The 25,675-nt window shown below is 33.6% G+C and carries 18 protein-coding genes, 2 tRNA genes and 1 rRNA gene; 16 read left to right on the top strand and 5 right to left on the bottom strand.

Features of this window, described 5'->3' with window-relative positions:
- The first annotated feature begins 53 nt into the window (after positions 1–53).
- Both AC8GF4_RS08230 and AC8GF4_RS08225 read left to right on the top strand, forming a co-directional pair.
- Positions 54–557, top strand: a complete 504-nt coding sequence (locus tag AC8GF4_RS08230; RefSeq protein WP_506593792.1) for a hypothetical protein — start codon at positions 54–56, stop codon at positions 555–557.
- A gap of 382 nt (positions 558–939) precedes the next feature.
- A complete protein-coding gene (locus tag AC8GF4_RS08225; protein ID WP_506593791.1) occupies positions 940–3,030 on the top strand; it encodes a chitobiase/beta-hexosaminidase C-terminal domain-containing protein in 2,091 nt (696 codons plus the stop codon).
- A gap of 269 nt (positions 3,031–3,299) precedes the next feature.
- On the opposite strand, the gene AC8GF4_RS08220 is transcribed toward AC8GF4_RS08225, so the two are convergent.
- Positions 3,300–4,844, bottom strand: coding sequence for a hypothetical protein (locus AC8GF4_RS08220; protein WP_506593790.1), 1,545 nt, complete (start codon positions 4,842–4,844; stop codon positions 3,300–3,302).
- 153 nt (positions 4,845–4,997) lie between these two features.
- On the opposite strand from AC8GF4_RS08220, the gene AC8GF4_RS08215 reads away from it, so the two are divergent.
- The 9 genes from AC8GF4_RS08215 (at position 4,998) to AC8GF4_RS08175 (ending at position 17,141) form a co-directional block, all read left to right on the top strand.
- Positions 4,998–6,161, top strand: coding sequence for a 2-isopropylmalate synthase (locus AC8GF4_RS08215; protein WP_506593788.1), 1,164 nt, complete (start codon positions 4,998–5,000; stop codon positions 6,159–6,161).
- Positions 6,162–6,197: 36 nt separating this feature from the next.
- On the top strand, positions 6,198–7,313 hold the full coding sequence (leuB, locus tag AC8GF4_RS08210; RefSeq protein WP_506593787.1) for a 3-isopropylmalate dehydrogenase: 1,116 nt from the start codon (positions 6,198–6,200) through the stop codon (positions 7,311–7,313).
- Between the two features lie 273 nt (positions 7,314–7,586).
- Positions 7,587–9,260 carry a dihydroxy-acid dehydratase gene (ilvD, locus tag AC8GF4_RS08205; protein ID WP_506593786.1) on the top strand — a complete coding sequence of 558 codons (1,674 nt, stop codon included), beginning with the start codon at positions 7,587–7,589 and terminating at the stop codon, positions 9,258–9,260.
- 138 nt (positions 9,261–9,398) lie between these two features.
- Entirely contained in the window at positions 9,399–11,087 is a 1,689-nt protein-coding gene (ilvB, locus tag AC8GF4_RS08200) for a biosynthetic-type acetolactate synthase large subunit (protein ID WP_506593784.1), read from the top strand.
- 104 nt (positions 11,088–11,191) lie between these two features.
- On the top strand, positions 11,192–11,713 hold the full coding sequence (gene ilvN / locus AC8GF4_RS08195) for an acetolactate synthase small subunit (protein WP_506593783.1): 522 nt from the start codon (positions 11,192–11,194) through the stop codon (positions 11,711–11,713).
- Between the two features lie 188 nt (positions 11,714–11,901).
- Positions 11,902–13,371 carry a ketol-acid reductoisomerase gene (gene ilvC / locus AC8GF4_RS08190; protein ID WP_506593782.1) on the top strand — a complete coding sequence of 490 codons (1,470 nt, stop codon included), beginning with the start codon at positions 11,902–11,904 and terminating at the stop codon, positions 13,369–13,371.
- 423 nt (positions 13,372–13,794) lie between these two features.
- Positions 13,795–15,705 (top strand): acetate--CoA ligase, encoded by a 1,911-nt coding sequence (gene acs / locus AC8GF4_RS08185; RefSeq protein ID WP_506593781.1) that lies wholly within the window; start codon positions 13,795–13,797, stop codon positions 15,703–15,705.
- A gap of 396 nt (positions 15,706–16,101) precedes the next feature.
- On the top strand, positions 16,102–16,482 hold the full coding sequence (locus tag AC8GF4_RS08180) for an ankyrin repeat domain-containing protein (protein ID WP_506593779.1): 381 nt from the start codon (positions 16,102–16,104) through the stop codon (positions 16,480–16,482).
- Positions 16,483–16,601: 119 nt separating this feature from the next.
- Positions 16,602–17,141 carry a hypothetical protein gene (locus AC8GF4_RS08175; protein WP_506593778.1) on the top strand — a complete coding sequence of 180 codons (540 nt, stop codon included), beginning with the start codon at positions 16,602–16,604 and terminating at the stop codon, positions 17,139–17,141.
- 100 nt (positions 17,142–17,241) lie between these two features.
- Here the strand turns inward: AC8GF4_RS08175 and AC8GF4_RS08170 are convergent, their stop codons facing one another.
- The 4 genes from AC8GF4_RS08170 to AC8GF4_RS08155 all read right to left on the bottom strand — a co-directional run bounded on the left by AC8GF4_RS08170 (position 17,242) and on the right by AC8GF4_RS08155 (position 21,586).
- Positions 17,242–17,838 carry a DUF2238 domain-containing protein gene (locus tag AC8GF4_RS08170; protein WP_506593777.1) on the bottom strand — a complete coding sequence of 199 codons (597 nt, stop codon included), beginning with the start codon at positions 17,836–17,838 and terminating at the stop codon, positions 17,242–17,244.
- A gap of 17 nt (positions 17,839–17,855) precedes the next feature.
- Complete coding sequence (cydB, locus tag AC8GF4_RS08165; protein WP_506593776.1) at positions 17,856–18,893, bottom strand: cytochrome d ubiquinol oxidase subunit II; 1,038 nt, start codon at positions 18,891–18,893, stop codon at positions 17,856–17,858.
- 10 nt (positions 18,894–18,903) lie between these two features.
- Positions 18,904–20,256, bottom strand: coding sequence for a cytochrome ubiquinol oxidase subunit I (locus tag AC8GF4_RS08160; protein WP_506593775.1), 1,353 nt, complete (start codon positions 20,254–20,256; stop codon positions 18,904–18,906).
- Positions 20,257–20,497: 241 nt separating this feature from the next.
- Complete coding sequence (locus tag AC8GF4_RS08155; RefSeq protein ID WP_506593773.1) at positions 20,498–21,586, bottom strand: M42 family metallopeptidase; 1,089 nt, start codon at positions 21,584–21,586, stop codon at positions 20,498–20,500.
- Positions 21,587–21,668: 82 nt separating this feature from the next.
- Between AC8GF4_RS08155 and AC8GF4_RS08150 the strand changes: the two genes are divergently transcribed.
- From AC8GF4_RS08150 to AC8GF4_RS08130, 5 genes are all read left to right on the top strand, one after another.
- On the top strand, positions 21,669–22,337 hold the full coding sequence (locus tag AC8GF4_RS08150) for a DUF4294 domain-containing protein (RefSeq protein WP_506593772.1): 669 nt from the start codon (positions 21,669–21,671) through the stop codon (positions 22,335–22,337).
- Between the two features lie 1,001 nt (positions 22,338–23,338).
- A complete protein-coding gene (locus AC8GF4_RS08145) occupies positions 23,339–23,539 on the top strand; it encodes a hypothetical protein (protein WP_506593770.1) in 201 nt (66 codons plus the stop codon).
- 28 nt (positions 23,540–23,567) lie between these two features.
- Positions 23,568–25,081: ribosomal RNA gene (locus AC8GF4_RS08140) — 16S ribosomal RNA — on the top strand.
- 185 nt (positions 25,082–25,266) lie between these two features.
- Positions 25,267–25,340 (top strand) — tRNA-Ile (locus tag AC8GF4_RS08135).
- Positions 25,341–25,506: 166 nt separating this feature from the next.
- Positions 25,507–25,580, top strand: a tRNA-Ala gene (locus AC8GF4_RS08130).
- Positions 25,581–25,675 lie beyond the last annotated feature (95 nt).

The following is a 25,675-nucleotide window of genomic DNA, read 5'->3' as shown; positions in this document are numbered from 1 at the left end:
ATTACATTATCTTTAAAACAAATAATTTTTTACTCATTAAAACAAATAAAGTTATGAACGACGCACATTTACACATGGTTGTAAACCATTTTCCTATTATTGGAACCATTTTTGGATTTGGTATTTTAATAATAGGTTTAGTTATAAAGAATAAAACATTGATAAATACATCCTATGTATTATTCATTGTTGCCGCTATTTTCGCTGCATTGAGTATGGGAACAGGAGAAGGAGCAGAGGAATTGGTTGAAGATATGCCAAATATAGGTAAGCAAATTATTCATGAACACGAAGAATTAGCCGAAAAACTAGCTATAGTTTTATATGCTTTGGCAAGCTTGTCACTTCTTGGTTTGTATTTGAATTTTAAAAATAATATAAAAGCAAAACTTCTTTCTTTCTTTATTGTAGCAATTTCTACTATTGGTTTGTTTTTGGCGCAAAAAGTAGGAACTTCAGGTGGAGAAATTCGTCATACCGAAATCAGAGTAAATGCTTCAACACTGAATAGCGGAGAAATTCAAAAAACGGAAACCAATGAAGAAGTAAAAGACTAATTTAATTTTCAAAATATTAATAAAGACCCAAAATGGATGTTTGTATTAAAACATCCATTTTGGGTTTTTTGTTTATAAAACAATTATAAAAAATAGTGCCATTTTAAAAATAGAATAATTATTACAAATTGATCATTTTTCATTGAACTTAGTTCAGTATAAATGTTAAAAAAGAAAAAGTTATTCATACTATCACGTTGTCGTAAAGAAGTGATTAACTTGTTGTAGATTTTATTCTATTTAAATGTATACTTTAGGACACTATATTTAAGAATAATTAATTTAAGTGTGTTTAAAATAGTTTTTGATTAAAAATTAACTTTTTTATTGCGTTTACTTATTTTATAAAATTGTTTCATTGATAATTAACAACCCCCAAATTATGAATAAAAGATTACTTTTTAGAAAGGCACTTTTTTTGTGCTTGTTTATGTTTTCAATTCTAGGAGCTAATGCTCAAACTTTTAAAGATGATATAATGTTACAGGCATTCAGTTGGGATGTTCACAATCAAGCTTCAGTAACTGCAGAAGGCGGATTGTATAATTTTCTTAATAATAGATCGGGTAGTTATGCAGCAGCAGGTATTACGGTGCTATGGATGCCACCTCCAAGTAAATCTTCTGGAGGAGTAGGTTACATTCCGACAGAATTGCATAATTTTTCGCAAACGGTATATGGTACAGAAAGCCAATTGACTACTTTGTTGACCAATTTAAATTCAAGTAGCCCAAAAATTCACGCTATGGCAGATATTGTAGTGAATCACAGAGGAGGTTCGACAAATTGGACAGACTTTACCAATCCTACATGGGATTGTAAATCTATAACAAGTACCGATGAAGCTAGTACAGGTGTAATTACCGGTGTAAGACCTTGCGGTACCTCAGATACTGGAGATGATTTTAATGGAGCAAGAGATTTGGATCACCGCGACATTCAAGTTCAAAATGGAGTTAAAGAATATTTAACTAGACTAAAAGCTTTAGGTTTTGATAGTTGGAGATGGGATATGGTTAAAGGTTTTTCTGCTAGCTATGTCGGAACTTACAATACCGATTCTGCTCCACACGGTTCAGTAGGTGAATATTGGGATGGAAATACAACTAATGTTAAAAACTGGGTAGATGGAACAAACAAAAAATCAACGGCTTTTGATTTTCCTTTGTATTATAACTTGAGTAGTGCACTTTTAGGAAATTATACTAAACTAGCTGGAACACCAGGTTTATCTAGTCAGACTGGATATAAAGATTTGGCGGTGACGTTCATTGATAATCATGACACTTTTGTTAAAACAGAATGGATTGCAGAAGCCAATGTAATGAAAGGATATGCTTATATTTTGACACATCCTGGTATTCCATGTGTGTTTTTCTCTCATTATTACGGGGGAACTTTTTCAAAGGATAATGTAACAAGAACTTATACCTCTCATGAAAATGAAATTAATGTTTTAATGGCTGTTCGAAAAACAAATACAATAAATGCTTTAAGTTCAGTAAGTATTCAAACAGCTACAACCGCTGAATATTTAGCAATTATAGATGGTAAAGTAGCTGTAAGACTTGGTAATACAACTACATTGCCTACAGGTACTGGTTGGATTGAAAACGCATCAGGAACTGGGTATAAAGTTTGGTCAAAAGTTGCTGTTAATGTAGCGCCAACAATTGCCATAACTCCAGTTGGAGGCTCGTTTGTTGCAGGAACAACTCAATCTATTACTATTGCTGCTACTGATGACAAAGTTGGATCAATTATTTATTATACAACAGATGGAACCACACCAACAATAAGCTCTTCTGTTTATTCAACTCCAATTAATGTGACAGCAAATACAACGATAAAAGCTATTGCAAAAGATGTTGACGGATTGTTCTCTGGAGTAGCTTCACAAACGTATACTTTTTTGGCTGTGGGTAATATTACAGTTCGTTTTTTACCACCATCCTCTTGGGCAAAACCTATAAATGTTCATCACTGGAATGCAGTTCCTTCTACTAATCTTGCGGGATCTTCTTGGCCTGGTAAAGCAATGACAGGACCTGATGCTGGAGGATATTATTCATATACTTTTAGTAATATAGCTAGTACTAATTTGCTTTTTGATAGTGGTACAGGTGCTCCGCAAACTGCTGATATCATTGGGGTAAATAAAAACACCTGCTACAATATGTCTACAGGAACAATTGTTGAAGAAACCTGCGGAAATTTAGGTTTGGATACTCCGCTAAAAGAAGGGAACAAGATTGCTTTCTATCCAAATCCAGTTTTAGATTCATTTAAAATAAACACAGTGGTTTCAAACCTTTATATTTATGATTTAAATGGTAGAATTGTAAAACAGCAATCGAAATCATTAGAATCAAATACGGCTATTGATGTAAGCGACCTAGGAAAAGGAATCTATTTTGTAACAGCAAAGGATGAAAATGGTTCGAATTTTACTTTGAAAATAATTAAGAAATAAAAAATAGTTAGTGTTAGTTAGTTAAAGAAAGGCTGTTTGAATTGTTCAAACAGCCTTTCTTATTTGTTTTAATGAGTTAAATAATACCTTTAGACTTTAAATTTACCTTTATAAAAAAATCTACTTCTACGTCTGTTCGAGTGTTTCGTTAAAAAATGCGATAGCTTTTTTTAATGAAATGTATCGAGAACCACCACCTTGTAGGCTTCCAAATTACTCCAAGAGACGTTGCTTTTTATTGCAGTAAAATAAAAGGTTAAATGGTATAATTACCTATTACTCAACTTAGCTTTTTCTTTTATAATGTCACCAATTTTTCGATTCTCTATTTTACTTTCCAACCAGGAAATAATATCAAGATAAAGGAATGCTCTTTTCTCATATGTGTTTTTCTCTAATTCTATAAAACGAACTCTTGCTTTTATAAACTCTTTTTTGATATCACTTGGGTATAAAGTGCTTAAATTCTTTAAGAAACGTATGATCTCTTTTTGTACCTCATGTAAATCATTCATTTTAAGTAAAAACTTATACGTGTTTTTGAGTTGGTTTTCCAGATTATAATCATTGCCGAGCTCATAATGTGCAATTAAACACAAAAGTCTTGCAAAACACATCAAATCTTCACGCATAGTAAGATTTTTGTTGTTGATGATTTTTTCTAAATAAACGATGCATTCTTGGTGTTTTTCATTACCAAAATAGATACAGGCAATTTTGTAATAAAACATCATTTCATGGTGCTCATCCAAGTGCTCACTGTGCACTTTCATTTTATTTAAAATAACAGGTACTAAATATTCGCTTTCCGCAAAAGTGCCTTCCAATATATGATAATTCAATTTATTGTTGTACAAATAGAGAAATGAAAGTGAAGCAATATTGTCATTTACTGGAAAACGAGGATCATCTATGGTTTCCTCTAGCAATTCTAAATATTTTTTAAAATTGGATTTGTATTTGAGCATAAACAAAGACTCCAATAAATAATGATTCCCTTTTAGAAAGAAAACAGGATTTAGAAAAATCATATTTTTATTGTCATAGAAAAGTGTTACCCATTTGTAGGCATATTTATAACAAGAAAGAAAATCTTGTACCAAAAAGCTTCTCCAAAGATTGGCATTATAAAACCAATATTTTTCTCTAAACTCAAATTTGGATTGGTCAAAATGGGCAATGTGTTTTAAAAAATAGTCATTTATGTATTTGTATTCATCATCGCTTTTTACAAAACCAGTTTTAAGCATTATGCCATATAATTGAAGCGATAAATTGGATAGTTTACTCGAAATAGTATTTCTGTAATTTAATTCTTTGGCTTGAATAACTAACTCGTCTGCTCGTCCTTGGATACTTCGGGTAATGTATTGCGATTCTATAAGTTTTTCAAACTCAACTATTTCAAAAGCCATGTATTTTTCATCATTTTCGATGGCTTGTTGTTTGGTTTTATCCAATATTTTTAGACTTTGTTTATAAAGTCCTTTGTTGTAAAGGATTGCGGCAAAATCGATTTGTTCTCTCAGTTGGTAACGAATGTTCTGACTTGGTATATTCAAGCGAATACTAACTAATATTTGCTTATACAAGTACGATTTCAGATTCGATAATTGTACTTTTTTGATCAAACCATTCTTTAATATCAGTTTTTCATCATACACTTCAGATTTGTCCAAAATATTAAATAACTCGATAAACTTGGTATTGGAACTAGTCTCCAATCGACTTGCAAATATTTTAAATTGTCTTTTTTCAGATTTGGAAAGGGATTTTATTAATACAAATAAAAAATCTTTTTGATGGTTAGCCATTGTATTATAAAAGTATTTAACGTGTTGTTTATCAGTTTGTTGTGTAGATATTTTTTGCTTTATAAGTAGTATATTTACTTAAAACAGGTTTAGTTTTAAGTAAATGAAAACTATTTTTGTTTTAAGATGTGAAATTACATTAAATAAATTAAAATGAATAGAGAGAAAGTCCAAATTTTTGATACCACTTTAAGAGACGGTGAACAGGTCCCAGGATGCAAATTAGACACCAATCAAAAACTCGTTATTGCCAATCGACTTGACGAAATGGGTGTTGATATCATAGAAGCTGGTTTCCCTGTTTCTAGTCCAGGTGATTTTTTATCTGTTTCTGAAATATGCAAAATTGTAAAAAATGCAACTGTTTGTGGTCTTACTAGAGCAGTTGAAAATGATATTGATGTTGCTGCAGCTGCTTTGAAACATGCTGTTAGACCTAGAATACATACCGGAATTGGAACTTCTGAATCTCATATTATTCACAAATTGCAAACAACTCGTGAAGATGTAATTGCTAGAGCTAAACATGCAGTAGCTCACGCTAAAAAATATGTAGAAGATGTTGAGTTTTATGCCGAAGATGCCGGTAGAACCGAAAATGCTTTTTTGGCCAAAGTTTGCGAAGAAGTTATCAAATCGGGAGCAACTGTTCTTAATATTCCAGATACTACTGGATATTGTTTGCCAGAAGAATACGGTGCCAAAATAAAATACCTTAAAGAAAATGTAAAAGGTATTGAAAACGTAATTCTTTCTTGTCATTGTCATAATGATTTAGGAATGGCAACAGCCAATTCAATTGCTGGAGCGGTTAATGGAGCCCGTCAAATAGAATGTACAATCAATGGAATTGGTGAGAGAGCAGGAAATACAGCACTTGAAGAAGTAGTAATGGTTTTTAAACAACATCCTTATTTGAATTTATATACAGATATAAACAGCAAACAGTTGAACGAAATGAGCCGATTGGTATCTGAAAGTATGGGAATGATAGTGCAACCAAATAAAGCCATTGTTGGTGCCAATGCTTTTGCCCACAGTTCTGGAATTCATCAAGACGGTGTGATAAAAAACAGAGCTACTTATGAAATTATGGATCCGTTGGATGTTGGTGTCAATGAGTCATTAATAATATTGACAGCTAGAAGTGGAAGAGCAGCACTAGCTTATAGAGCTAAAAAAGTGGGCTACGAACTTACAAAAGTGCAATTGGACATTGTATATGTTGAATTTTTGAAATTTGCTGATATAAAAAAGGAAGTTTTAGATAATGATATTCACCAAATTATAGAAGCTAGTAAAATTAATATGAACTAATTAAAGTTAGTTTTAATTCTTTAAAAATATATAATTATGAACTTGAAAATAGCTGTACTTGCAGGAGATGGAATAGGGCCAGAGGTTATTTTGCAAGCTAAAAAAGCATTGTATGCTATTAGTGTTGCTTATGATCATGAGTTTATTTTTGAAGATGCTCTAATAGGAGCAACTGCAATAGAAAAAACTAGAAGTCCGCTTCCAGAACAAACCTTAAATCTTTGTTTGAATACCGATGCAGTCTTATTTGGTGCTATCGGAAACCCCAAATACGATAATAACCCAGAAGCTAAAATTCGTCCAGAGCAAGGATTATTGAAACTTAGAAAGGAATTAGGGCTTTTTGCAAATATCAGACCTATAAAACCTTTTAAAAATTTATTGGATGCTTCTCCAATTAAAAGAGAAGTTATAGAAAATGTTGATTTTGTAATTTTTAGAGAATTAACTGGAGGATCTTATTATGGTGAGAAAGTAATTAATGAAGAGGGGACTTTTGCATCTGATATCTGTGAATATTCTGAAAATGAAATCAATCGTATCACACATCAAGCTTTTAAGGCAGCTCAAGGCAGAAGAAAAAAAGTAACATTAGTAGATAAAGCTAATGTTCTAGAAACATCAAGATTGTGGAGGAAAATTGTTAAAAAAATAGCGCTTCAATATCCAGATGTCAAATTGGAATGCCAATATATTGACAATGTTGCGATGCAAATAATTACCGATCCAAAACAATATGATGTCATCTTAACTGAAAATTTGTTTGGTGATATTCTGTCTGATGAAGCTTGTGCTATTATGGGGTCAATTGGGTTAATGGCATCTGCATCAATTGGAAATAATAATGTGCTTTTTGAACCGATCCATGGATCGTATCCTAAAGCAAAGGGCAAGAATATAGCTAATCCGATTGCGTCTATTTTATCTGCAGCTATGTTATTGGAACATTTCGGATTAGAAAAAGAGGCGAAAAAAGTATATGAAGCTGTAGAAAAAGCCATTGAATATAAAGTAGTTACTATTGATTTAAATCCAGATTCAAGATTTGGGACTAATGATGTTGGGGATTTTATTTCAAATGTCATATTAAGTAAAGATGATTTGTATTTTAAAAATGATAATGTTCAAATTGGGCAATCGACTATCGTTTAATTAGTAAAAATCATAAAACATTGCATTATATCACTAAAAACGATTAGATTGTTGATAAAATGTTTTTTAATTGAGTTTATTTTTAATACTTTTGCAGAGTTAAAAATAAAAAAATGAAACGCATTACCAACGTCCTTGTAGTTCTAAGTGTCATTGTGATTATCACATATGAAAAGGGATTGGTATAAATATAAGTGAAAACATATTTAAAACCTCCCATAATTTTGGGAGGTTTTTTTTTAGGTAAAATTTAAATACACAAATTAACATAGAATGGAATTAAATAAATACAGCAAGACAATTACACAAGATGTTACACAACCAGCTGCACAAGCGATGTTGTATGGAATTGGTTTGACAGAGGAAGATTTAAAAAAAGCTCAAGTTGGAATTGTAAGTATGGGGTATGAAGGAAATACTTGTAATATGCACTTGAACGATCTTGCCAAAGATGTCAAAAAAGGAGTCTGGAATGCAGATCTTGTTGGGTTGATATTTAATACAATTGGTGTTAGTGATGGAATTTCAAATGGTACAGAGGGTATGCGTTTTTCTCTTGTTTCAAGAGATGTAATAGCAGATTCTATTGAAACAGTTATGGGTGCACAATGGTATGATTCAATGATTGCTATTCCAGGCTGTGATAAAAACATGCCAGGAGCATTAATTGCTATGGGTAGAGTAAATCGTCCATCTCTTATGGTTTATGGTGGTACAATTCATTCTGGAAAATGGAAAGGAGAAAGTCTTAATATTGTTTCGGCTTTTGAAGCATTAGGTAAAAAGTTTCAAAATACAATTTCTGATGAAGATTTTAAAGGTGTGATTCAAAATTCTTGTCCTGGCCCTGGAGCTTGCGGAGGGATGTACACAGCCAATACTATGTCTTCAGCAATTGAAGCTTTAGGGATGAGTTTGCCATACAGTTCTTCAAATCCTGCTTTAAGTGAAGAAAAAAAACAAGAATGTCTTGATGCTGGAAAAGCAATCCGAATATTATTGGAGAAAGATATTAAGCCAAGAGACATTATGACTCGTGAAGCATTTGAAAATGCGATTACACTTGTAGCTGTTTTGGGAGGTTCAACTAATGCAGTGATGCACCTGATTGCAATGGCACATTCGGTTGATATCGAAATCACTTTAACTGATTTTCAGAATATAAGCGACAAAACTCCAGTACTTGCCGATTTGAAACCAAGCGGTAAATACATGATGGAAGATTTACATGCCGTTGGAGGGGTTCCTGCCGTAATGAAATATTTATTAAAAGAAGGTTTTATTCATGGAGATTGTTTGACTGTAACTGGAAGAACAGTAGCTGAAAATTTAGCAGCTGTACCAGATTTAAATGACGGTCAAGAGGTGATTCATGAAATTCAAAAAGCATTAAAACCTACTGGAAATATTCAGATTTTGTACGGGAACTTAGCCTCAGAAGGTTGTGTTGCAAAAATAAGTGGAAATGAAGGGGAATATTTTGAAGGAACAGCAGTAGTTTTTGAAAGTGAATTTACCGTAATTCCTGGAATTCAAAGCGGTTTGGTAAAACCCGGAGACGTAGTGGTTATACGTTATTGTGGACCAAAAGGAGGTCCCGGAATGCCAGAAATGTTAAAACCAACTTCGGCCATTATGGGGGCAGGTTTGGGAAGTAGTGTAGCCTTAATTACGGATGGTCGTTTTTCTGGAGGTTCACACGGTTTTGTAGTGGGGCACATTACACCAGAAGCTTATGATGGAGGAGGTATAGCTCTTGTTGAAAATGGTGATATCATTACTATTGATGCTGTTAAGAATACCATTAACTTGAAAATTAGCGACGAAGAATTTGCTAAAAGAAAAGCCAACTGGGTACAACCGCCATTAAAAGTAGCAAAAGGGGTACTTTTAAAATATGCAAGAGCTGTATCTAGCGCATCAACTGGATGTGTTACCGATAAATAAGAATTAATAGCAATTTCAAAATTCAATATCAATTGCAATTACAATTTAAATTTTAACGATTTTTAATATTGAATTTAAACATTGACATTGAAATTGAATTTTAAAAAAAGGCAATTGCCAAAAGAAAAAAAAGTAAAAATGAAAATATCAGGAGCAGAAGCCGTTATCAGATGCTTATTAGCCGAAGGAGTTGACCTAATTTATGGGTATCCTGGAGGTGCAATAATGCCTGTATATGACGAATTATATAAATTTCAAGATCAATTGCATCATGTTTTGGTGCGTCATGAACAAGGCGCAACGCATGCAGCACAAGGGTATGCAAGAGCTACAGGAAAAGTTGGGGTTGCTATTGCTACTTCTGGTCCAGGTGCTACAAACTTAGTAACTGGAATTGCAGATGCTCAAATAGATTCTACCCCAATGGTGTGTATCACTGGACAAGTAGGGAAACATTTGTTAGGATCGGATGCTTTTCAAGAAACAGACATTATTGGAATTTCTACTCCAGTGACCAAATGGAATTATCAAGTTACTGAGGCTCATGAAATACCAGCAATTATCGCAAAAGCTTTTTTTATAGCGAGATCTGGTCGCCCTGGGCCAGTATTGATTGATATTACAAAAAATGCGCAATTTGACGAACTGGATTTTAGTTATGAAAAATGTACCAGTATAAGAAGCTATACACCTAAGCCTGCTTTAAATCTTGAAAAAGTGAAAGAAGCGGCAGACTTAATTAATAATGCCAAAAAACCCTACATCATTTTTGGTCAAGGAATTATTCTTGGCGAAGCAGAAGAACAATTAAAAGAATTGGTTGAAAAGTCTGGTATTCCAGCAGCATGGACCATTTTAGGACTTTCAGCTTTGCCTACAGACCATCCTTTAAATGTTGGGATGTTAGGGATGCACGGAAATTACGGACCAAATGTTTTGACAAACGAATGCGATGTATTGATTGCATTGGGAATGCGTTTTGACGACCGTGTTACTGGTAATTTGGCTACTTATGCCAAACAAGCCAAAGTAATTCACTTTGAAATTGATCCTGCTGAAGTTGATAAAAACGTTAAAACTACTGTTGCAGTTTTGGCAGATGTAAAGGAAGCATTAACAGCTTTGATTCCACTTGTAGAAAGTAAATCACATGAAGCATGGCACAACGAATTCAAAGAGAAATATAAAATTGAATTAGAATCAGTTATTAACGAAGAGTTAGCACCAACTAACAATCGTGGAATTTCAATGGGAGAAACAATTGAAATGATCAATAAACATTCAAAAGGTGATGCTATAATGGTTTCGGATGTAGGACAACACCAAATGTTTACTTGTCGTTACTCTAAGTTCAATACATCCAAAAGTAACATTACTTCGGGCGGATTAGGTACTATGGGTTTTGCTTTACCAGCAGCAATTGGAGCCAAAATGGGAAGGCCAGATCGTGAAGTTGTTGCTATAATTGGTGATGGAGGATTTCAAATGACAATTCAAGAACTCGGAACAATTTTTCAAACTAAAGTTCCAGTAAAAATTGTGGTTTTGAACAATGAATTTTTAGGAATGGTACGTCAGTGGCAACAATTGTTTTTTGACAAAAGATATGCTTCTACCGAAATGATTAATCCAAATTTTATAGCTATTGCCGAAGGGTATTATATAAAATCTAAAAAAGTAACCAAGAGAGAAGATCTGGATGATGCTGTAGCCGAAATGATGGCTTCAAAAGAGTCCTATTTTCTTGAAGTTATGGTTGAAAAAGAAAATAACGTATTTCCGATGATTCCAACAGGAGCTTCAGTTTCTGACATAAGATTATCTTAAAATGGTTTAAAAGTTTAAAATGGTTTAAAAGAAGCTCTGATTTCAGTAAATAGCTTTAAATTTTAAACAAGCTTAAACAACTTTAAACTTTAAACAATAAAAAAATGGAAAATAAAATGTTCACTATTTCTGTTTATTCAGAAAATAACGTAGGCTTATTAAATAGAATATCAGGAATATTCTTAAAACGCCACATCAATATATTAAGTCTAAATGTTTCTGAATCTGAAATCGAAAACGTTTCTAGATTTATTATAGTTGTAAACACTACAGAAAAGTGGGTGCAAAATATCGTTGGTCAAATAGAAAAACAAATTGAAGTTATCAAAGCGTTTTATCACATCGATGAAGAAACAATCTTTTTGGAAAGTGCTTTGTTTAAAATAGAATCCAGTTTGCTTTTTGACGAAAGACAAATTCAAAATATCATAAAAGAAAGCAAATCAGAAATTGTAACGGTTTCAAGAGATTTTTTTGTGATTTCAAAATCAGGAAAACGTTCTGAGATTGAAGAATTATACGCAAAATTAAAACCTTTTGGAATCATGCAATTTGTACGTTCTGGAAGAATATCGGTTTCAAAAGAAAAAATGCAAATTTCAACTTTGTTAGAAACGCTTTCTTAGCTAGTAATCGGTACACAGTCTCAATTTACATTCATAGTTACTGTTTCAATAGAAAGTTCTTTAAATATTAGAACAAAATAATTACAGTTTTTAGAAGCGACAATTTCTTTTTTATTTTTTAGCTTTTTTAGCTTTTTCAATTTTTAAATCAATTATTAAAATTTTACATTCATTAAATATTAAAAAAAATGGCAAATTATTTCAATTCATTACCACTTAGATTACAATTAGAACAATTAGGAGTTTGCGAATTCATGGATAAAGCTGAATTTTCAAATGGAATAGCTGCATTGGCAGGAAAAAAAGTAGTTATCGTAGGTTGTGGAGCTCAAGGTTTGAATCAAGGTTTGAATATGAGAGATTCAGGATTAGATATTTCTTATGCATTACGCGCTGATGCAATTGCTGAGAAAAGAGCTTCTTTTAAAAATGCTTCTGATAATGGTTTCAAAGTGGGAACTTATGAAGAATTAATCCCAACAGCTGATTTGGTTTGTAATCTTACACCGGATAAACAACATACTGCTGTAGTTACAGCAATCATGCCTTTGATGAAACAAGGAGCGACTTTGGCTTATTCTCATGGTTTTAATATAGTTGAAGAAGGAATGCAAATTCGTAACGATTTAACTGTAATTATGTGCGCTCCTAAATGTCCAGGATCTGAAGTGCGTGAAGAATACAAAAGAGGATTCGGTGTTCCAACTCTTATTGCTGTTCACCCAGAAAATGATCCAAATGGTGAAGGATTAGAACAAGCAAAAGCCTATGCAGTTGCTACAGGTGGTCACAAAGCAGGAGTTTTAAAATCTTCATTTGTAGCCGAAGTAAAGTCAGATTTAATGGGAGAACAAACTATTCTTTGCGGAATGTTGCAAACCGGATCTATTTTATGTTTTGATAAAATGGTCGAAAAAGGAATCGAACCTGCTTATGCATCTAAATTAATTCAATACGGATGGGAAACTATTACCGAAGCTTTGAAACATGGAGGTATTACAAATATGATGGATCGCCTTTCTAATCCTGCAAAAATTGAAGCTTATGAATTGGCAGATGAACTAAAAGATATTATGCGTCCATTGTTTCAAAAACATCAAGATGATATTATTTCAGGAGAGTTTTCAAAAAACATGATGATTGACTGGGCTAATGATGATATTAATTTATTGACATGGAGAGCTGCTACTGGAGAAACCAATTTTGAAAAAACAGCTCCAACAACTGCTGAAATTTCAGAACAAGAATACTTTGATAATGGAGTATTGATGATTGCCATGGTAAAAGCAGGTGTTGAATTGGCTTTCGAAACAATGACAGAAGCTGGTATTATCGAAGAATCAGCATACTATGAATCTTTGCATGAATTGCCTTTGATAGCCAATACAGTAGCTAGAAAAAAATTATTTGAAATGAATCGTGTTATTTCGGATACTGCAGAATATGGTTGTTATTTGTTTGACCATGCTTGTAAACCATTATTGACTGAGTTTATGAAAACGGTTGAAACCAATATTATCGGTCAACCTTTTTCTACTACAAATGGCGTAGACAACGCTATTCTTATTGCAGTTAACAAAAGTATTCGTCAACACCCAATTGAAGAAGTTGGAGCATGGTTGAGAGAATCTATGACTGCAATGAAAAAAATTGGATAATTACATAAAATTAGGAATTACCACACATGAGGGTGTGCTGGGATTTGCATAATATCAAATAGGTTTAAATATTTTGAATTAGTAAGCACTTATTGGATAATTGAAAGATATTTATGCATTATTACATTCACTTAACTTCGTATAAGTGTAAGTTAAGTGAAGTAATCCCTAGTTATTATAAAATTGATTTTCTAGATTTTATAAATAAAAATAATTGTTGTTAAATATTGTTAATAAAAGGGCATATTAGTATTCTATTATGTCCTTTTCTTGTTTAAATTTCGAAGATAAATCTAAAATGTTATGGAAAACCTATTAAATTTTGAATAAGTCCCAATTTTTATTATTTTTTTTGGAACATTTTGCAAATTAATAGTTTTGAAAACCGAAGAGATTTAATACTTTTATAAAAAATTAAAAAAGATGAGTTATTTTAAAATTGATAGTTTAGAACAATACTTTAAACATTATAATAAATCGATACGCGAACCAAGAAAATTTTGGGGGAAAATTGCTGAAGAAAATTTCACATGGTACCAATATTGGGATAAGGTTGTCGATTTTAATATGGCCGAAGCTGAAGTAAAATGGTTCGTTGACGCCAAAGTAAATATTACCAAGAACTGTATTGACAGACATTTAGCCAAAAAAGGAGAAAAAACGGCTATTATTTTTGAACCAAATGATCCTTCTGAAGAAGCATTACATATTAGTTATAATGAGCTATACGAACGGGTATCCAAAATGGCAAATGTTTTGCGTGAGCAAGGGATAACCAAAGGAGATCGGGTTTGTATTTATTTACCAATGATTCCAGAATTAGCAGTTGCCGTTTTGGCTTGTGCGAGAATAGGAGCAATACACTCTGTTGTTTTTGCAGGTTTTTCTGCAACGGCAGTTACATCAAGGATAAACGATAGTCAATGCAAAATGGTTATCACCTCTGATGGTGGGTACCGTGGTAACAAAACCATAGACTTGAAAGGAATTATTGATGATGCCTTGGAGAATTGTCCATGTGTAACTTCAGTTTTAGTAGCCAAAAGAACCAATGCCGAAATTAACATGAAATCAGGTCGTGACCAATGGTTACAGCCACTTCTAGATAGTGCAATCAATAATAGTGTTGCCGAGATTATGGATGCCGAAGATCCTTTGTTTATTTTATATACATCTGGTTCTACTGGAAAACCAAAAGGAATGGTTCACACAACGGCTGGATATATGGTGTATACCGCATATACTTTTAAAAATGTATTCAATTATGAGGAGAATGATATTTTCTGGTGTACAGCCGATATTGGTTGGATAACTGGTCATTCTTATATCTTATATGGTCCATTATTGAATGGAGCTACTACAGTAATTTTTGAAGGAATTCCTTCTTATCCAGATTTTAGTCGCTTTTGGGAAACAATAGAAAAACATAAAGTAACTCAATTCTATACCGCACCAACGGCTATTCGTGCTTTGGCTAAGGAGAATTTATCATACGTTCAAAAGTTTCCTTTAAAATCATTAAAAGTTATTGGTTCTGTTGGAGAACCTATTAATGAAGAAGCTTGGCACTGGTACAATGACCACGTAGGAGGGAAGCGTTGTCCTGTTGTCGATACTTGGTGGCAAACAGAAACAGGAGGTATTATGATTGCACCATTATCTTTTATAACCCCAACAAAACCAACATATGCCACATTGCCATTACCGGGAATTCAACCTGTTTTAATGGATGATAAACGGAATGAAATTGAAGGCAATCAAGTCGATGGAAGTTTGTGTATTAAATTTCCATGGCCAGGTATAGCAAGAACTATTTGGGGAGATCATCAAAGATATAAAGACACTTATTTCTCCGCTTTTCCAGGAAAATATTTTACGGGAGATGGTGCATTGCGTGACGAAGTTGGTTATTATAGAATTACTGGTCGAGTGGATGATGTGGTAATTGTTTCTGGACATAATTTAGGAACTGCTCCAATAGAAGATGCAATTAATGAGCATCCAGCTGTTGCAGAATCTGCTATTGTTGGTTTCCCACATGATATCAAAGGAAATGCATTGTATGGTTATGTTATCTTAAAAGAATCAGGTGAATACCGAGATAGAGAAAACTTGACCAAAGAAATCAATCAACACGTTTCAGATCACATTGGACCAATTGCTAAATTGGATAAAATTCAATATGTTACTGGTTTGCCAAAAACAAGATCTGGAAAAATTATGCGACGCATTTTACGTAAAATAGCAGAAGGAGATTATTCAAATTTTGGTGATATTAGTACATTATTAAATCCTGAAATAGTAGATGAAATTGTTCAGGGAAAAATAGTATAACCTATTTCTTACTACATATTAAAGAGCTGCTTCATTATTTGAAGCAGTTTTTTTTATATCTAATGTTAAACTTTTGCTAATACAAGTAACATTGTATTTGATTTACAGTCTATTCAATAACAGTTTTGATGAAGAATTATAATTTAGACTCTGCTATTTTTTAAAGTATAATTTATATAATATCAATTTCTTCAATGAAACTATATGATAAGTTAATAATAAGTTAAAATCAAGTACTATGTGAAACACAATACCTTCTTTTAGACATATATTTGCATAGGATATTATTATATGATTTTAATATCTATAAATCATCAATCAAAGAGCGAACAATTTATTAAAAAAAAATCAATCAAAAAACAAAAATTAATCACAAACAATCAAAAAACAATCATCATGAAAAAATCAATCGTTTATTTAGGAGTAGCTTTTGTAGCTTTTGCAAATGTATCTTTTGCATCAAATTTCAATTCAGTTTCAAACAACAAAAACATTTTAGAATTTTATGATTCATCATCCCCATTGACTGTAGCAATCAGTAAAGGAGATATTGAAGTAGTTAAAAAATTTATTGAATATGGAATGGATGTAAATGAAAAATCAAATGGTATGACTCCATTAATGGTAGCGGCTCGTTACAATAAAGTCGAAATTATTAAAATTCTAATTGAAAAAGGAGCTCATCTTAATGAGAAAGATGAGAATGGTTTCACAGCTTTGAAATATGCTGAGCTTTCAAATGCAACCGAAGCAATTGCATATTTAAAAAAATCTTAAAGAATCTATGATGAAGCATCATTGCTTAAAATGATGCTTCATTTATCAATCATTCAATCAATCAATCAATCAATCAATCAATCAATCAATCAATCAATCAATCAATCAATCAATCAATCATGAAAAGTTTAATTTTTATTTTAGGAATTACATTAGTGCCTTTTATTAGTGTTTGCAAGGCTTCAAATAAATATGAAAAGCAACTTAATTCATTTCAAGAAGTTTATTTATCAACTGATAATTGCTGCATTAATCAAAATCAAATTACAGCAATCAAAAATCCATCTTTAGTAAAGGATTCAGAAGGGTTTAATCCAGATGCAGTTATTGTTTATAATCAAAAAACAATGAAAGATATCATTGATGAAGGGGATGTAATTACAGAATTTTCCGCTTCGGACGATATGAATTTTAAGGAATATGAAAATGCTATGAAAGCAATAATAGCACAATTTGATTTAATTACAGAAAATAGCGTTTCCAATGATGTGTTTCCTCTTACAGAAGCAAGAACAATAGAAAACCAAATTGCTGAATTGGAACAAATTATTGAAAGTAAAGAAACAAACGAATTTAGCCCGTTGGATTTTAATAAAATCAATTCTAATTCAATGATGACAAACACATTCAATTCTAAAAGATTTCTTGGAATGAATTAATTATGAATGCAACTTAATAATAGAAAATGCTAAATTTGGATTTCAAAAAAGCACCATTATAAAGAGTATAATGATGCTTTTTTTATGAGCAAAATCTAAATTATATTTTTGATATTTGTACGTCTTGAATTTTTGAAAATAATACTAAAGCAACAATTGCTCCAATCGTTGCAAACAACATATCCGATTGTGTATCCCAAACATATCCTTGTGTTCCCAAAAAAGCATCTCCACCATCTCCTGTAACAATTGAAACGAGCCATTCAATCCATTCATAAGCAGCGCTAATTGCCAAGCAAATGGATACAATTATAAAATTAAAGAAGTTTTGATTTGCAATGACTTTTTTTCGAATAAATAGTTCTCGAATGATTAAGGCAGGCACAAAACCTTGAGCAAAATGACCAACTTTATCATAATTATTTCTGCTTTGATGAAAAACCTCTTTGATATAATCGAATAAAGGAACCTCGGCATAGGTATAATGTCCACCAATAAATAAAATAATACAATGTATTAGAATCACTGTATAAGTAAAATTGGTAAATCGAAAACTTTTGAATGTAAAAGTCAATGCCAAAAGCCCAATTATTGCTGGAATAATTTCTAGAAAACAAGTAAATCCTTCTTTGGGATTTATTATTGACCAAAGCAAAATTAGAGTAAATAGGGTTAATAAAACGTAGATGTATTTCATTATAGGATTAGATTTATTTAATAACTTGTATCATCAAGTTGTACTTTTCCATTGAAGGTTTTATACAAAAAGAAAAAATAAGCAGCTAATAAAGGTGCGCCAATAGCAACAATTGTCAACATAATTCCTAATGATTTTTGAGAAGAAGCTGCATTGTAAATGGTAACGCTAAACTTAGAGTCAATTGTCGAAATTAAAAGCGTTGGATACAATTGCAAAGCAACAAGAATCAATAAAAAAGCCATTGTCAAAGAAGAAAACACTAGCGCCAACATATATTGTTTTTTTGAAACCAATCGAGGTACATTAGCAACAGCTAAAAAGGAGATAATAGGAACAACAAAATAAAGGGGATTTGCTCGAAAATTAGCTGTTACTTCAGGAATAAAAACCAATGTATAAAGTGTGGTTATTCCGAAGCTTATAATGAAAAATATCATTCCTTTTTGGAGTAAAAATGTAAGTCTAGCATGCAATCTGCCTTCTGTTTTTAATAAAAGATAAATAGCACCTTGTGTCATAAAAATGGATAGAGTTGTCAATCCTACCATTATAGCATATGGATTTAAGAATGAGAAAAATATGCCTCCTTTATAACTGAAATTTGGCCCCAAAGCAAATCCTTGCAATATATTTCCTAATACAACACCAAGCAAAAAAGCAATCAGGATACTAGAAATACTATAAATGACATCCCAACTGTTTCTCCACCACTTCATTTCTTCAACACTTCTAAATTTTATGGCTGCTGCTCGAAGTACATTTAACATCAAAAAAAGCATAAAAGGAACATACATTACTGATAGCATGGTTGCGTACATTACTGGAAATCCTGCAAATAGTGCGCCACCTCCAATAATTAACCAAACTTGATTGGCATCCCAAACTGGAGCAATAGCGTTTATTGCAATTCTTCGGCTTAAATCTTTTCTGAAAAACAAATGCCAAGCGCCTGCGCCAAAGTCAAAACCTTCTAAAATAGCATAACCAGAAAATAATAATCCGATCACTAAATACCATAATGTTGGGTAATCAATGCCTAAAAAAGTTTCCATACTATAAGAATTAAAAGGATTTGAAAGTTATTGGTATATTGGGTTCGTCATAAGGCCCATGTTTTATTTTTTTATTTACTGTATATAGAAATAAAGCTAACAATAAAGAATAGATTACTGTGAACATGACCAATGAAAACACAATTTGATTCGAGGAAACTTCTTGTGAAAACGCATTACTGGTTCGCAATTGTCCATAAACTACCCATGGCTGTCTTCCCATTTCGGCAGTAAACCAACCCACTTGATTGGCTATTTGTGGTAAAATGACAGCAAAAGAGAAAACCCATAAAACCCATTTGGTTTCAAATAATCTTCCTCTCCACCACAAAAAACAGGCGTACAAAGTAAGTCCAATTAAAGCCATCCCAATTGCAACCATAATATGATAAAATTGAAATACTGCATTTATTTGGCTAGGCCTGTCTTCAACTGGAAAATTATTTAATCCTTTTATTGGAGCATTAAAATCCTGATGGACTAAGAATGACAATCCGCCTGGGATACCAATTCCGGTAACTTTTTGATGTTCTTTGTCAACCCAACCCAGTAGGTATAAATCGGCAGGCATGTCCTTTTCAAAATGACCTTCCATAGTAGCGAGTTTTACAGGTTGATTAACAGCAACTCCGTCAGCTGAGCTATGACCTGATATCAATTGAGTAAGAGAGAAAATAGTTGCTACTACCAAAGATATTTTAAATGCTTTTTTTGATATTTCGATATAGCGTCCTTTTCTGATGTAGTATGCATGAACACTTAAAACTAAAAAGGCTCCTGCCAAAATAGCTCCTTGCCAAGTATGAATGATTCGATCAATACTTGAAGGATTGAAAACCATTGCCCAAAAATCGGTTACTTCGGCACGAGCATTTAATCCTTTCCCAACAATATGGTAACCTGCAGGAGTTTGTTGCCAAGAATTGGCAACTACAATCCAAACTGCCGAAAACATTGACCCTAAAAATACTCCTAAAGTAGATACAAAATGGACCCAAGGTTTAACACGATTCCACCCAAAAAGCAATATTCCAAGAAAAGTACTTTCAAGACCAAAGGCAAATAATCCTTCGGCGGCCAATGCACTTCCGAAAATATCACCAACATAACGGGAATATACCGCCCAATTGGTTCCAAATTCAAATTCCATTATTATTCCAGTGGCAACACCTATTCCAAAAGTTAAAGCAAATATTTTAATCCAAAAGCGTGTTAAAATTTCGTAATCTTTATTTCCTGTTTTAAGGTAAAGGCCTTCCGTAATTACCATTATTAAACCAATTCCAATACTTAATGGGGGATAGATATAATGAAAGGCAATTGTAAAAGCAAATTGTATTCGAGCAAGTATTTCAACATCCATAATGAAAATATTTTATCTAAAGATATGCGTAAATTTACGATAGAAACAGGACTATTTGATATAATAAATCAATATAACTATTACTTTTTGCAATGCTTTAGACTACTTTTTTTATGATTCTTAGGGCAAATTTTTAATGGGTTGATATTTAGAATTTAAACATAGAATTTCAATTAAAAAAGTAATTATAAGAAATTGTTTTTCATAAAAAAAGCACCATTTGAAAATGGTGCTTTCGCTTTTATTTAAAATAAGAGAATGTTTCGTTATTTTCTATCTTCAGTAACGTTTCATAAATCAATTTAATAACATTTTCTACGTCATCTCGATGTACCATTTCAACCGTTGTATGCATGTAACGTAAAGGTAAAGATATCAAAGCAGAAGCGACACCTCCATTACTATATGCAAAAGCATCAGTATCTGTTCCTGTCACACGCGAAGAAGCCAATCTTTGAAAAGGAATGCTTTTTTCTATTGCAGTATCCAAAATTAGTTCTCTCAAATTGTTTTGAACGGCAGGAGCATAAGTTACTACTGGTCCTTTTCCAATTTTTGTGTCACCTTCAATTTTCTTTTCAATCATTGGAGTGGTAGAATCGTGACATACATCAGTAATAATAGCAACATTGGGTTTAATGGTTTGCGTAATCATTTCGGCTCCTCGTAAACCCACTTCTTCTTGAACAGAATTGGTAATGTATAAACCAAATGGCAGTTTTATATTGTTTTCATGTAATAAACGGGCAACTTCGGCTATCATAAATCCTCCCATGCGGTTGTCTATGGCACGACAAACAAATTTGTTTTCGTTCATAATCATAAATTCATCAGGATAAGTAATAACACATCCAACATGAACTCCCATTTTTTCAACTTCTTCTTTGGTTTCGCAACCCAAATCAATAAAAATATTGCTTATTTTAGGGTTTTCTTCTTTGTCTCTATTTCTAGTATGAATTGCCGGCCATCCAAAAACGCCCTTTACAATTCCGTTTTTAGTATGGATGTTCACCCTTTTTGATGGAGCAATTTGATGGTCTGAACCTCCATTTCGGATTACATAAACCATTCCCTCATCTGTTATGTAATTGACATACCATGCAATTTCATCAGCATGCCCTTCAATAACAACTTTGTACGAAGCCTCTGGATTAATAACTCCAACTGCTGTTCCATAGGTGTCCGTAATAAAAGTATCTACGTATGGTTTTAAATAATCCATCCATATTTTTTGACCTTCGGCTTCAAAACCAGTAGGAGAGGCGTTGTTTAAATATTTTTCTAAAAAGGCAATAGAGGATGCGTTTAATATTGAATCTGAACTCATAAAATTATTTTTTTGCTAAATTATAAATTTGTCTTTAGAGTTCTGTATATAATGTATAATTTTGTGCTAAAATTATTTCTTTATGAACTTTTACAAATTTCTTGCTTTCGCTTTATTCATCACTATTTCTGTACAAGCACAAGACACAAAAATAGGCAATACAGAAATGGGGTATGTCTTAACCGAAGCCGATAGTATTTTTGGAGACACTATTGTTTTACCAGAATTAGTCATCGAAAGGAATAAATTAAGTGAAGAGGATAGAAAGCAATTGGTATTGTTACAGAAAAGGGTTTATATTACGTATCCCTACGCAAGAATTGCAGCCGAAAGATTGACAGCGTTAAACAATGGGATGGTAAAGTTCACTAATAAGAAAGACAAAAAGAAATATTTCAAGATTGTAGAAGATTACTTGAGTAATGAGTTTGAAGCCAGACTGAAAAAACTCTCCAAAAAACAAGGCCAAATTTTGGTTAAGTTAATAGATAGGCAAACTGGAACTACAACTTATGATTTGATTAAAAACCTAAAAAGTGGTTTTAAAGCTTTTGTGTCCAATACCACAGCTAGTATGTTTGATATTAATTTAAAATTAAAATACCAGCCTTATGATGTCAATGAAGACTATTTAATAGAAACTATACTTGTAAGAGCGTTTGAATCGGGCAGATTAAGAAATCAAGTTCCTGCAAACCCCATAGATTATGATAAACTTATGGAGTCATGGGATAACAAGGCAAGTAAATAGTAGAATTAAAATTATATAAAGACAAAAAAGAGGCAATTACTTAGTGATTTGCCTCTTTTTTTTTGTTAATCCATTAGTTTCAAAATTAGGAGCTAATTCCTGCTATCATTCCAATCTTTTCTGTCTCGAGGAAAAATCGGGACAAAAAAGGACTTTCCCTTCTATCAGGGCTAGTGCCTTGGTTTTTATAAAAAAATTTGTTTTTATAAATTTTCAAAAGGGACACCTTAATATATAGGAAGGCTACTGTGAAGTAAAAACCTGAGTAATCCCTGTAAAACCAGACTTTTTTAAATTGAAAAAGTGATATTGGGCTATACCTTATATATAGGTATAGAAAACAGTAATTAAATTATTGTTGTTAAAAGATAAAGAATCCGTGTAAATACGTGTTTTTGCTTTAGCGAATCCGTTTCATCCGCGTCACATTCATGCTCAGATTAGATTAAATGGGGCTGCAGAGAGAGCTTGGGCGTTAAATCCGGCACTAAATCGGATAAAAGGCGTCATAATATATAGGATAGAAAGCTCCAAAGGCAAAAATCCGCATAAATCCGTTGTATCGGTTAGATCCGTGGCCAATTTTAGCGCGCTAAAACGCAGGTCCAAACCCCCAAACCTCCCTAAAACTGATGAAATCATTAAAAACGCCTATTAGAAATTCAGAAATCCTCAAAAAGGTGGGGTTGTAAATTTCGATATATCAATGTGTTAAAAGATAAGTGTAAAATTAAGGTAAAATAAATGTAAAAAGTCATTGTTTAAACGAATAAAGGGTCTACTTTTGCACCCGCAACAGCGACTAAGTTCTTTAATACATTGACAAGCGAGAAGAGATCGAGAGAAAATTTATTTTCAAAAAAAGATTTAAAAAAGCTTGTGAGAAGTAAAAGAGTTTATTACTTTTGCACCCCGCTAAACGCGCAACGATCCTTGACATACTGCTAAGAAAGCGAGAAGAAATAGAGATTAAATTTTCTAAAAAAAACTTCAAAAATTTCTTGCCAGTAACAAAAAGAAGTTGTAGTTTTGCACCCGCTTCGAGAGACACACAAAGTGAGTTGAATGAGGTGAAAAACAAGAAGAACAACGTTCCTAGACATATTGAATTGACAGCCGTCTCAATCGAAAGAGAGAGACAAAAGAATAAGAGTAATAGAATTGAAAGATTTGAAAAAACCACTAGACCTTCAGTCAAATAAACAAAGAGACGCAAGTCTTAAATAATATACGATGAAGAGTTTGATCCTGGCTCAGGATGAACGCTAGCGGCAGGCTTAACACATGCAAGTCGAGGGGTATAGTTCTTCGGAATTAGAGACCGGCGCACGGGTGCGTAACGCGTATGCAATCTACCTTTCACAGAGGGATAGCCCAGAGAAATTTGGATTAATACCTCATAGTATAGCAGTTTCGCATGAAACCACTATTAAAGTCACAACGGTGAAAGATGAGCATGCGTCCCATTAGCTAGTTGGTAAGGTAACGGCTTACCAAGGCTACGATGGGTAGGGGTCCTGAGAGGGAGATCCCCCACACTGGTACTGAGACACGGACCAGACTCCTACGGGAGGCAGCAGTGAGGAATATTGGACAATGGGCGCAAGCCTGATCCAGCCATGCCGCGTGCAGGATGACGGTCCTATGGATTGTAAACTGCTTTTGCACAGGAAGAAACAACGCTACGTGTAGCGTCTTGACGGTACTGTGAGAATAAGGATCGGCTAACTCCGTGCCAGCAGCCGCGGTAATACGGAGGATCCAAGCGTTATCCGGAATCATTGGGTTTAAAGGGTCCGTAGGCGGTTTAGTAAGTCAGTGGTGAAAGCCCATCGCTCAACGGTGGAACGGCCATTGATACTGCTAGACTTGAATTATTAGGAAGTAACTAGAATATGTAGTGTAGCGGTGAAATGCTTAGAGATTACATGGAATACCAATTGCGAAGGCAGGTTACTACTAATGGATTGACGCTGATGGACGAAAGCGTGGGTAGCGAACAGGATTAGATACCCTGGTAGTCCACGCCGTAAACGATGGATACTAGCTGTTGGGAGCGATCTCAGTGGCTAAGCGAAAGTGATAAGTATCCCACCTGGGGAGTACGTTCGCAAGAATGAAACTCAAAGGAATTGACGGGGGCCCGCACAAGCGGTGGAGCATGTGGTTTAATTCGATGATACGCGAGGAACCTTACCAAGGCTTAAATGTAGATTGACCGGTTTGGAAACAGACTTTTCGCAAGACAATTTACAAGGTGCTGCATGGTTGTCGTCAGCTCGTGCCGTGAGGTGTCAGGTTAAGTCCTATAACGAGCGCAACCCCTGTTGTTAGTTGCCAGCGAGTCATGTCGGGAACTCTAACGAGACTGCCAGTGCAAACTGTGAGGAAGGTGGGGATGACGTCAAATCATCACGGCCCTTACGCCTTGGGCTACACACGTGCTACAATGGCCGGTACAGAGAGCAGCCACTGGGTGACCAGGAGCGAATCTACAAAACCGGTCACAGTTCGGATCGGAGTCTGCAACTCGACTCCGTGAAGCTGGAATCGCTAGTAATCGGATATCAGCCATGATCCGGTGAATACGTTCCCGGGCCTTGTACACACCGCCCGTCAAGCCATGGAAGCTGGGGGTGCCTGAAGTCGGTGACCGCAAGGAGCTGCCTAGGGTAAAACTGGTAACTAGGGCTAAGTCGTAACAAGGTAGCCGTACCGGAAGGTGCGGCTGGAACACCTCCTTTCTAGAGCTTTAGTGTTAGTATTTATACACGCTAAAGAAAGAAGACGAAAAGGAATAGAGGAAACAAATAATGAGATTATATTACTCTTGCTGTTAATTTAAATAAATTAAGATTTAAGAATTTAGATTTTAGATTGCTCTAGGGAGTGGAATCTAAAATCAGAAATCAAAAATCTACAATACTGATGTCTCGTAGCTCAGCTGGTTAGAGTACTACACTGATAATGTAGGGGTCGACAGTTCGAGTCTGTCCGAGACAACAAAAAAAGTATTAAATACTTAGAATTAAGTATTAAGATTAAAAAAAAGAATAAAACACGTTCATTTATACAAAGGAAATTTTAGAAGTTGAGAATTCAACCAAAAGAAATTAGAACTACAATTCAAAAATCTAAAATCTGAATTCATAAAATCTAAAATCGATACGGGGGATTAGCTCAGCTGGCTAGAGCGCCTGCCTTGCACGCAGGAGGTCAACGGTTCGTCTCCGTTATTCTCCACTATCTTTAAGAAGATAGAATATAGAAAAAAGAATATAGACTAAGTCTATTCTCTAAACTCTATGTTCTTTATTCTAAAAAAGAAGAAGTTCATT

Origin of the sequence: Flavobacterium rarum (SeqCode) (assembly GCF_965234445.1) — a bacterium.
In the GTDB taxonomy this organism is placed as follows: Bacteria; Bacteroidota; Bacteroidia; order Flavobacteriales; family Flavobacteriaceae; genus Flavobacterium; species Flavobacterium rarum.
This window is presented reverse-complemented; position numbering and strand designations above follow the sequence as displayed.

Coding starts and splice junctions, on each gene's coding strand:
- cydB (WP_506593776.1), bottom strand. CDS start 18,893: ATGGAAACTTTTTTAGGCATTGATTACCCAACATTATGGTATTTAGTG.
- ilvC (WP_506593782.1), top strand. CDS start 11,902: ATGGCAAATTATTTCAATTCATTACCACTTAGATTACAATTAGAACAA.
- AC8GF4_RS08220 (WP_506593790.1), bottom strand. CDS start 4,844: ATGGCTAACCATCAAAAAGATTTTTTATTTGTATTAATAAAATCCCTT.
- acs (WP_506593781.1), top strand. CDS start 13,795: ATGAGTTATTTTAAAATTGATAGTTTAGAACAATACTTTAAACATTAT.
- AC8GF4_RS08160 (WP_506593775.1), bottom strand. CDS start 20,256: ATGGATGTTGAAATACTTGCTCGAATACAATTTGCTTTTACAATTGCC.
- AC8GF4_RS08170 (WP_506593777.1), bottom strand. CDS start 17,838: ATGAAATACATCTACGTTTTATTAACCCTATTTACTCTAATTTTGCTT.
- ilvB (WP_506593784.1), top strand. CDS start 9,399: ATGAAAATATCAGGAGCAGAAGCCGTTATCAGATGCTTATTAGCCGAA.
- ilvD (WP_506593786.1), top strand. CDS start 7,587: ATGGAATTAAATAAATACAGCAAGACAATTACACAAGATGTTACACAA.
- AC8GF4_RS08175 (WP_506593778.1), top strand. CDS start 16,602: ATGAAAAGTTTAATTTTTATTTTAGGAATTACATTAGTGCCTTTTATT.
- AC8GF4_RS08155 (WP_506593773.1), bottom strand. CDS start 21,586: ATGAGTTCAGATTCAATATTAAACGCATCCTCTATTGCCTTTTTAGAA.
- AC8GF4_RS08150 (WP_506593772.1), top strand. CDS start 21,669: ATGAACTTTTACAAATTTCTTGCTTTCGCTTTATTCATCACTATTTCT.
- ilvN (WP_506593783.1), top strand. CDS start 11,192: ATGGAAAATAAAATGTTCACTATTTCTGTTTATTCAGAAAATAACGTA.
- AC8GF4_RS08230 (WP_506593792.1), top strand. CDS start 54: ATGAACGACGCACATTTACACATGGTTGTAAACCATTTTCCTATTATT.
- AC8GF4_RS08215 (WP_506593788.1), top strand. CDS start 4,998: ATGAATAGAGAGAAAGTCCAAATTTTTGATACCACTTTAAGAGACGGT.
- AC8GF4_RS08180 (WP_506593779.1), top strand. CDS start 16,102: ATGAAAAAATCAATCGTTTATTTAGGAGTAGCTTTTGTAGCTTTTGCA.
- AC8GF4_RS08225 (WP_506593791.1), top strand. CDS start 940: ATGAATAAAAGATTACTTTTTAGAAAGGCACTTTTTTTGTGCTTGTTT.
- leuB (WP_506593787.1), top strand. CDS start 6,198: ATGAACTTGAAAATAGCTGTACTTGCAGGAGATGGAATAGGGCCAGAG.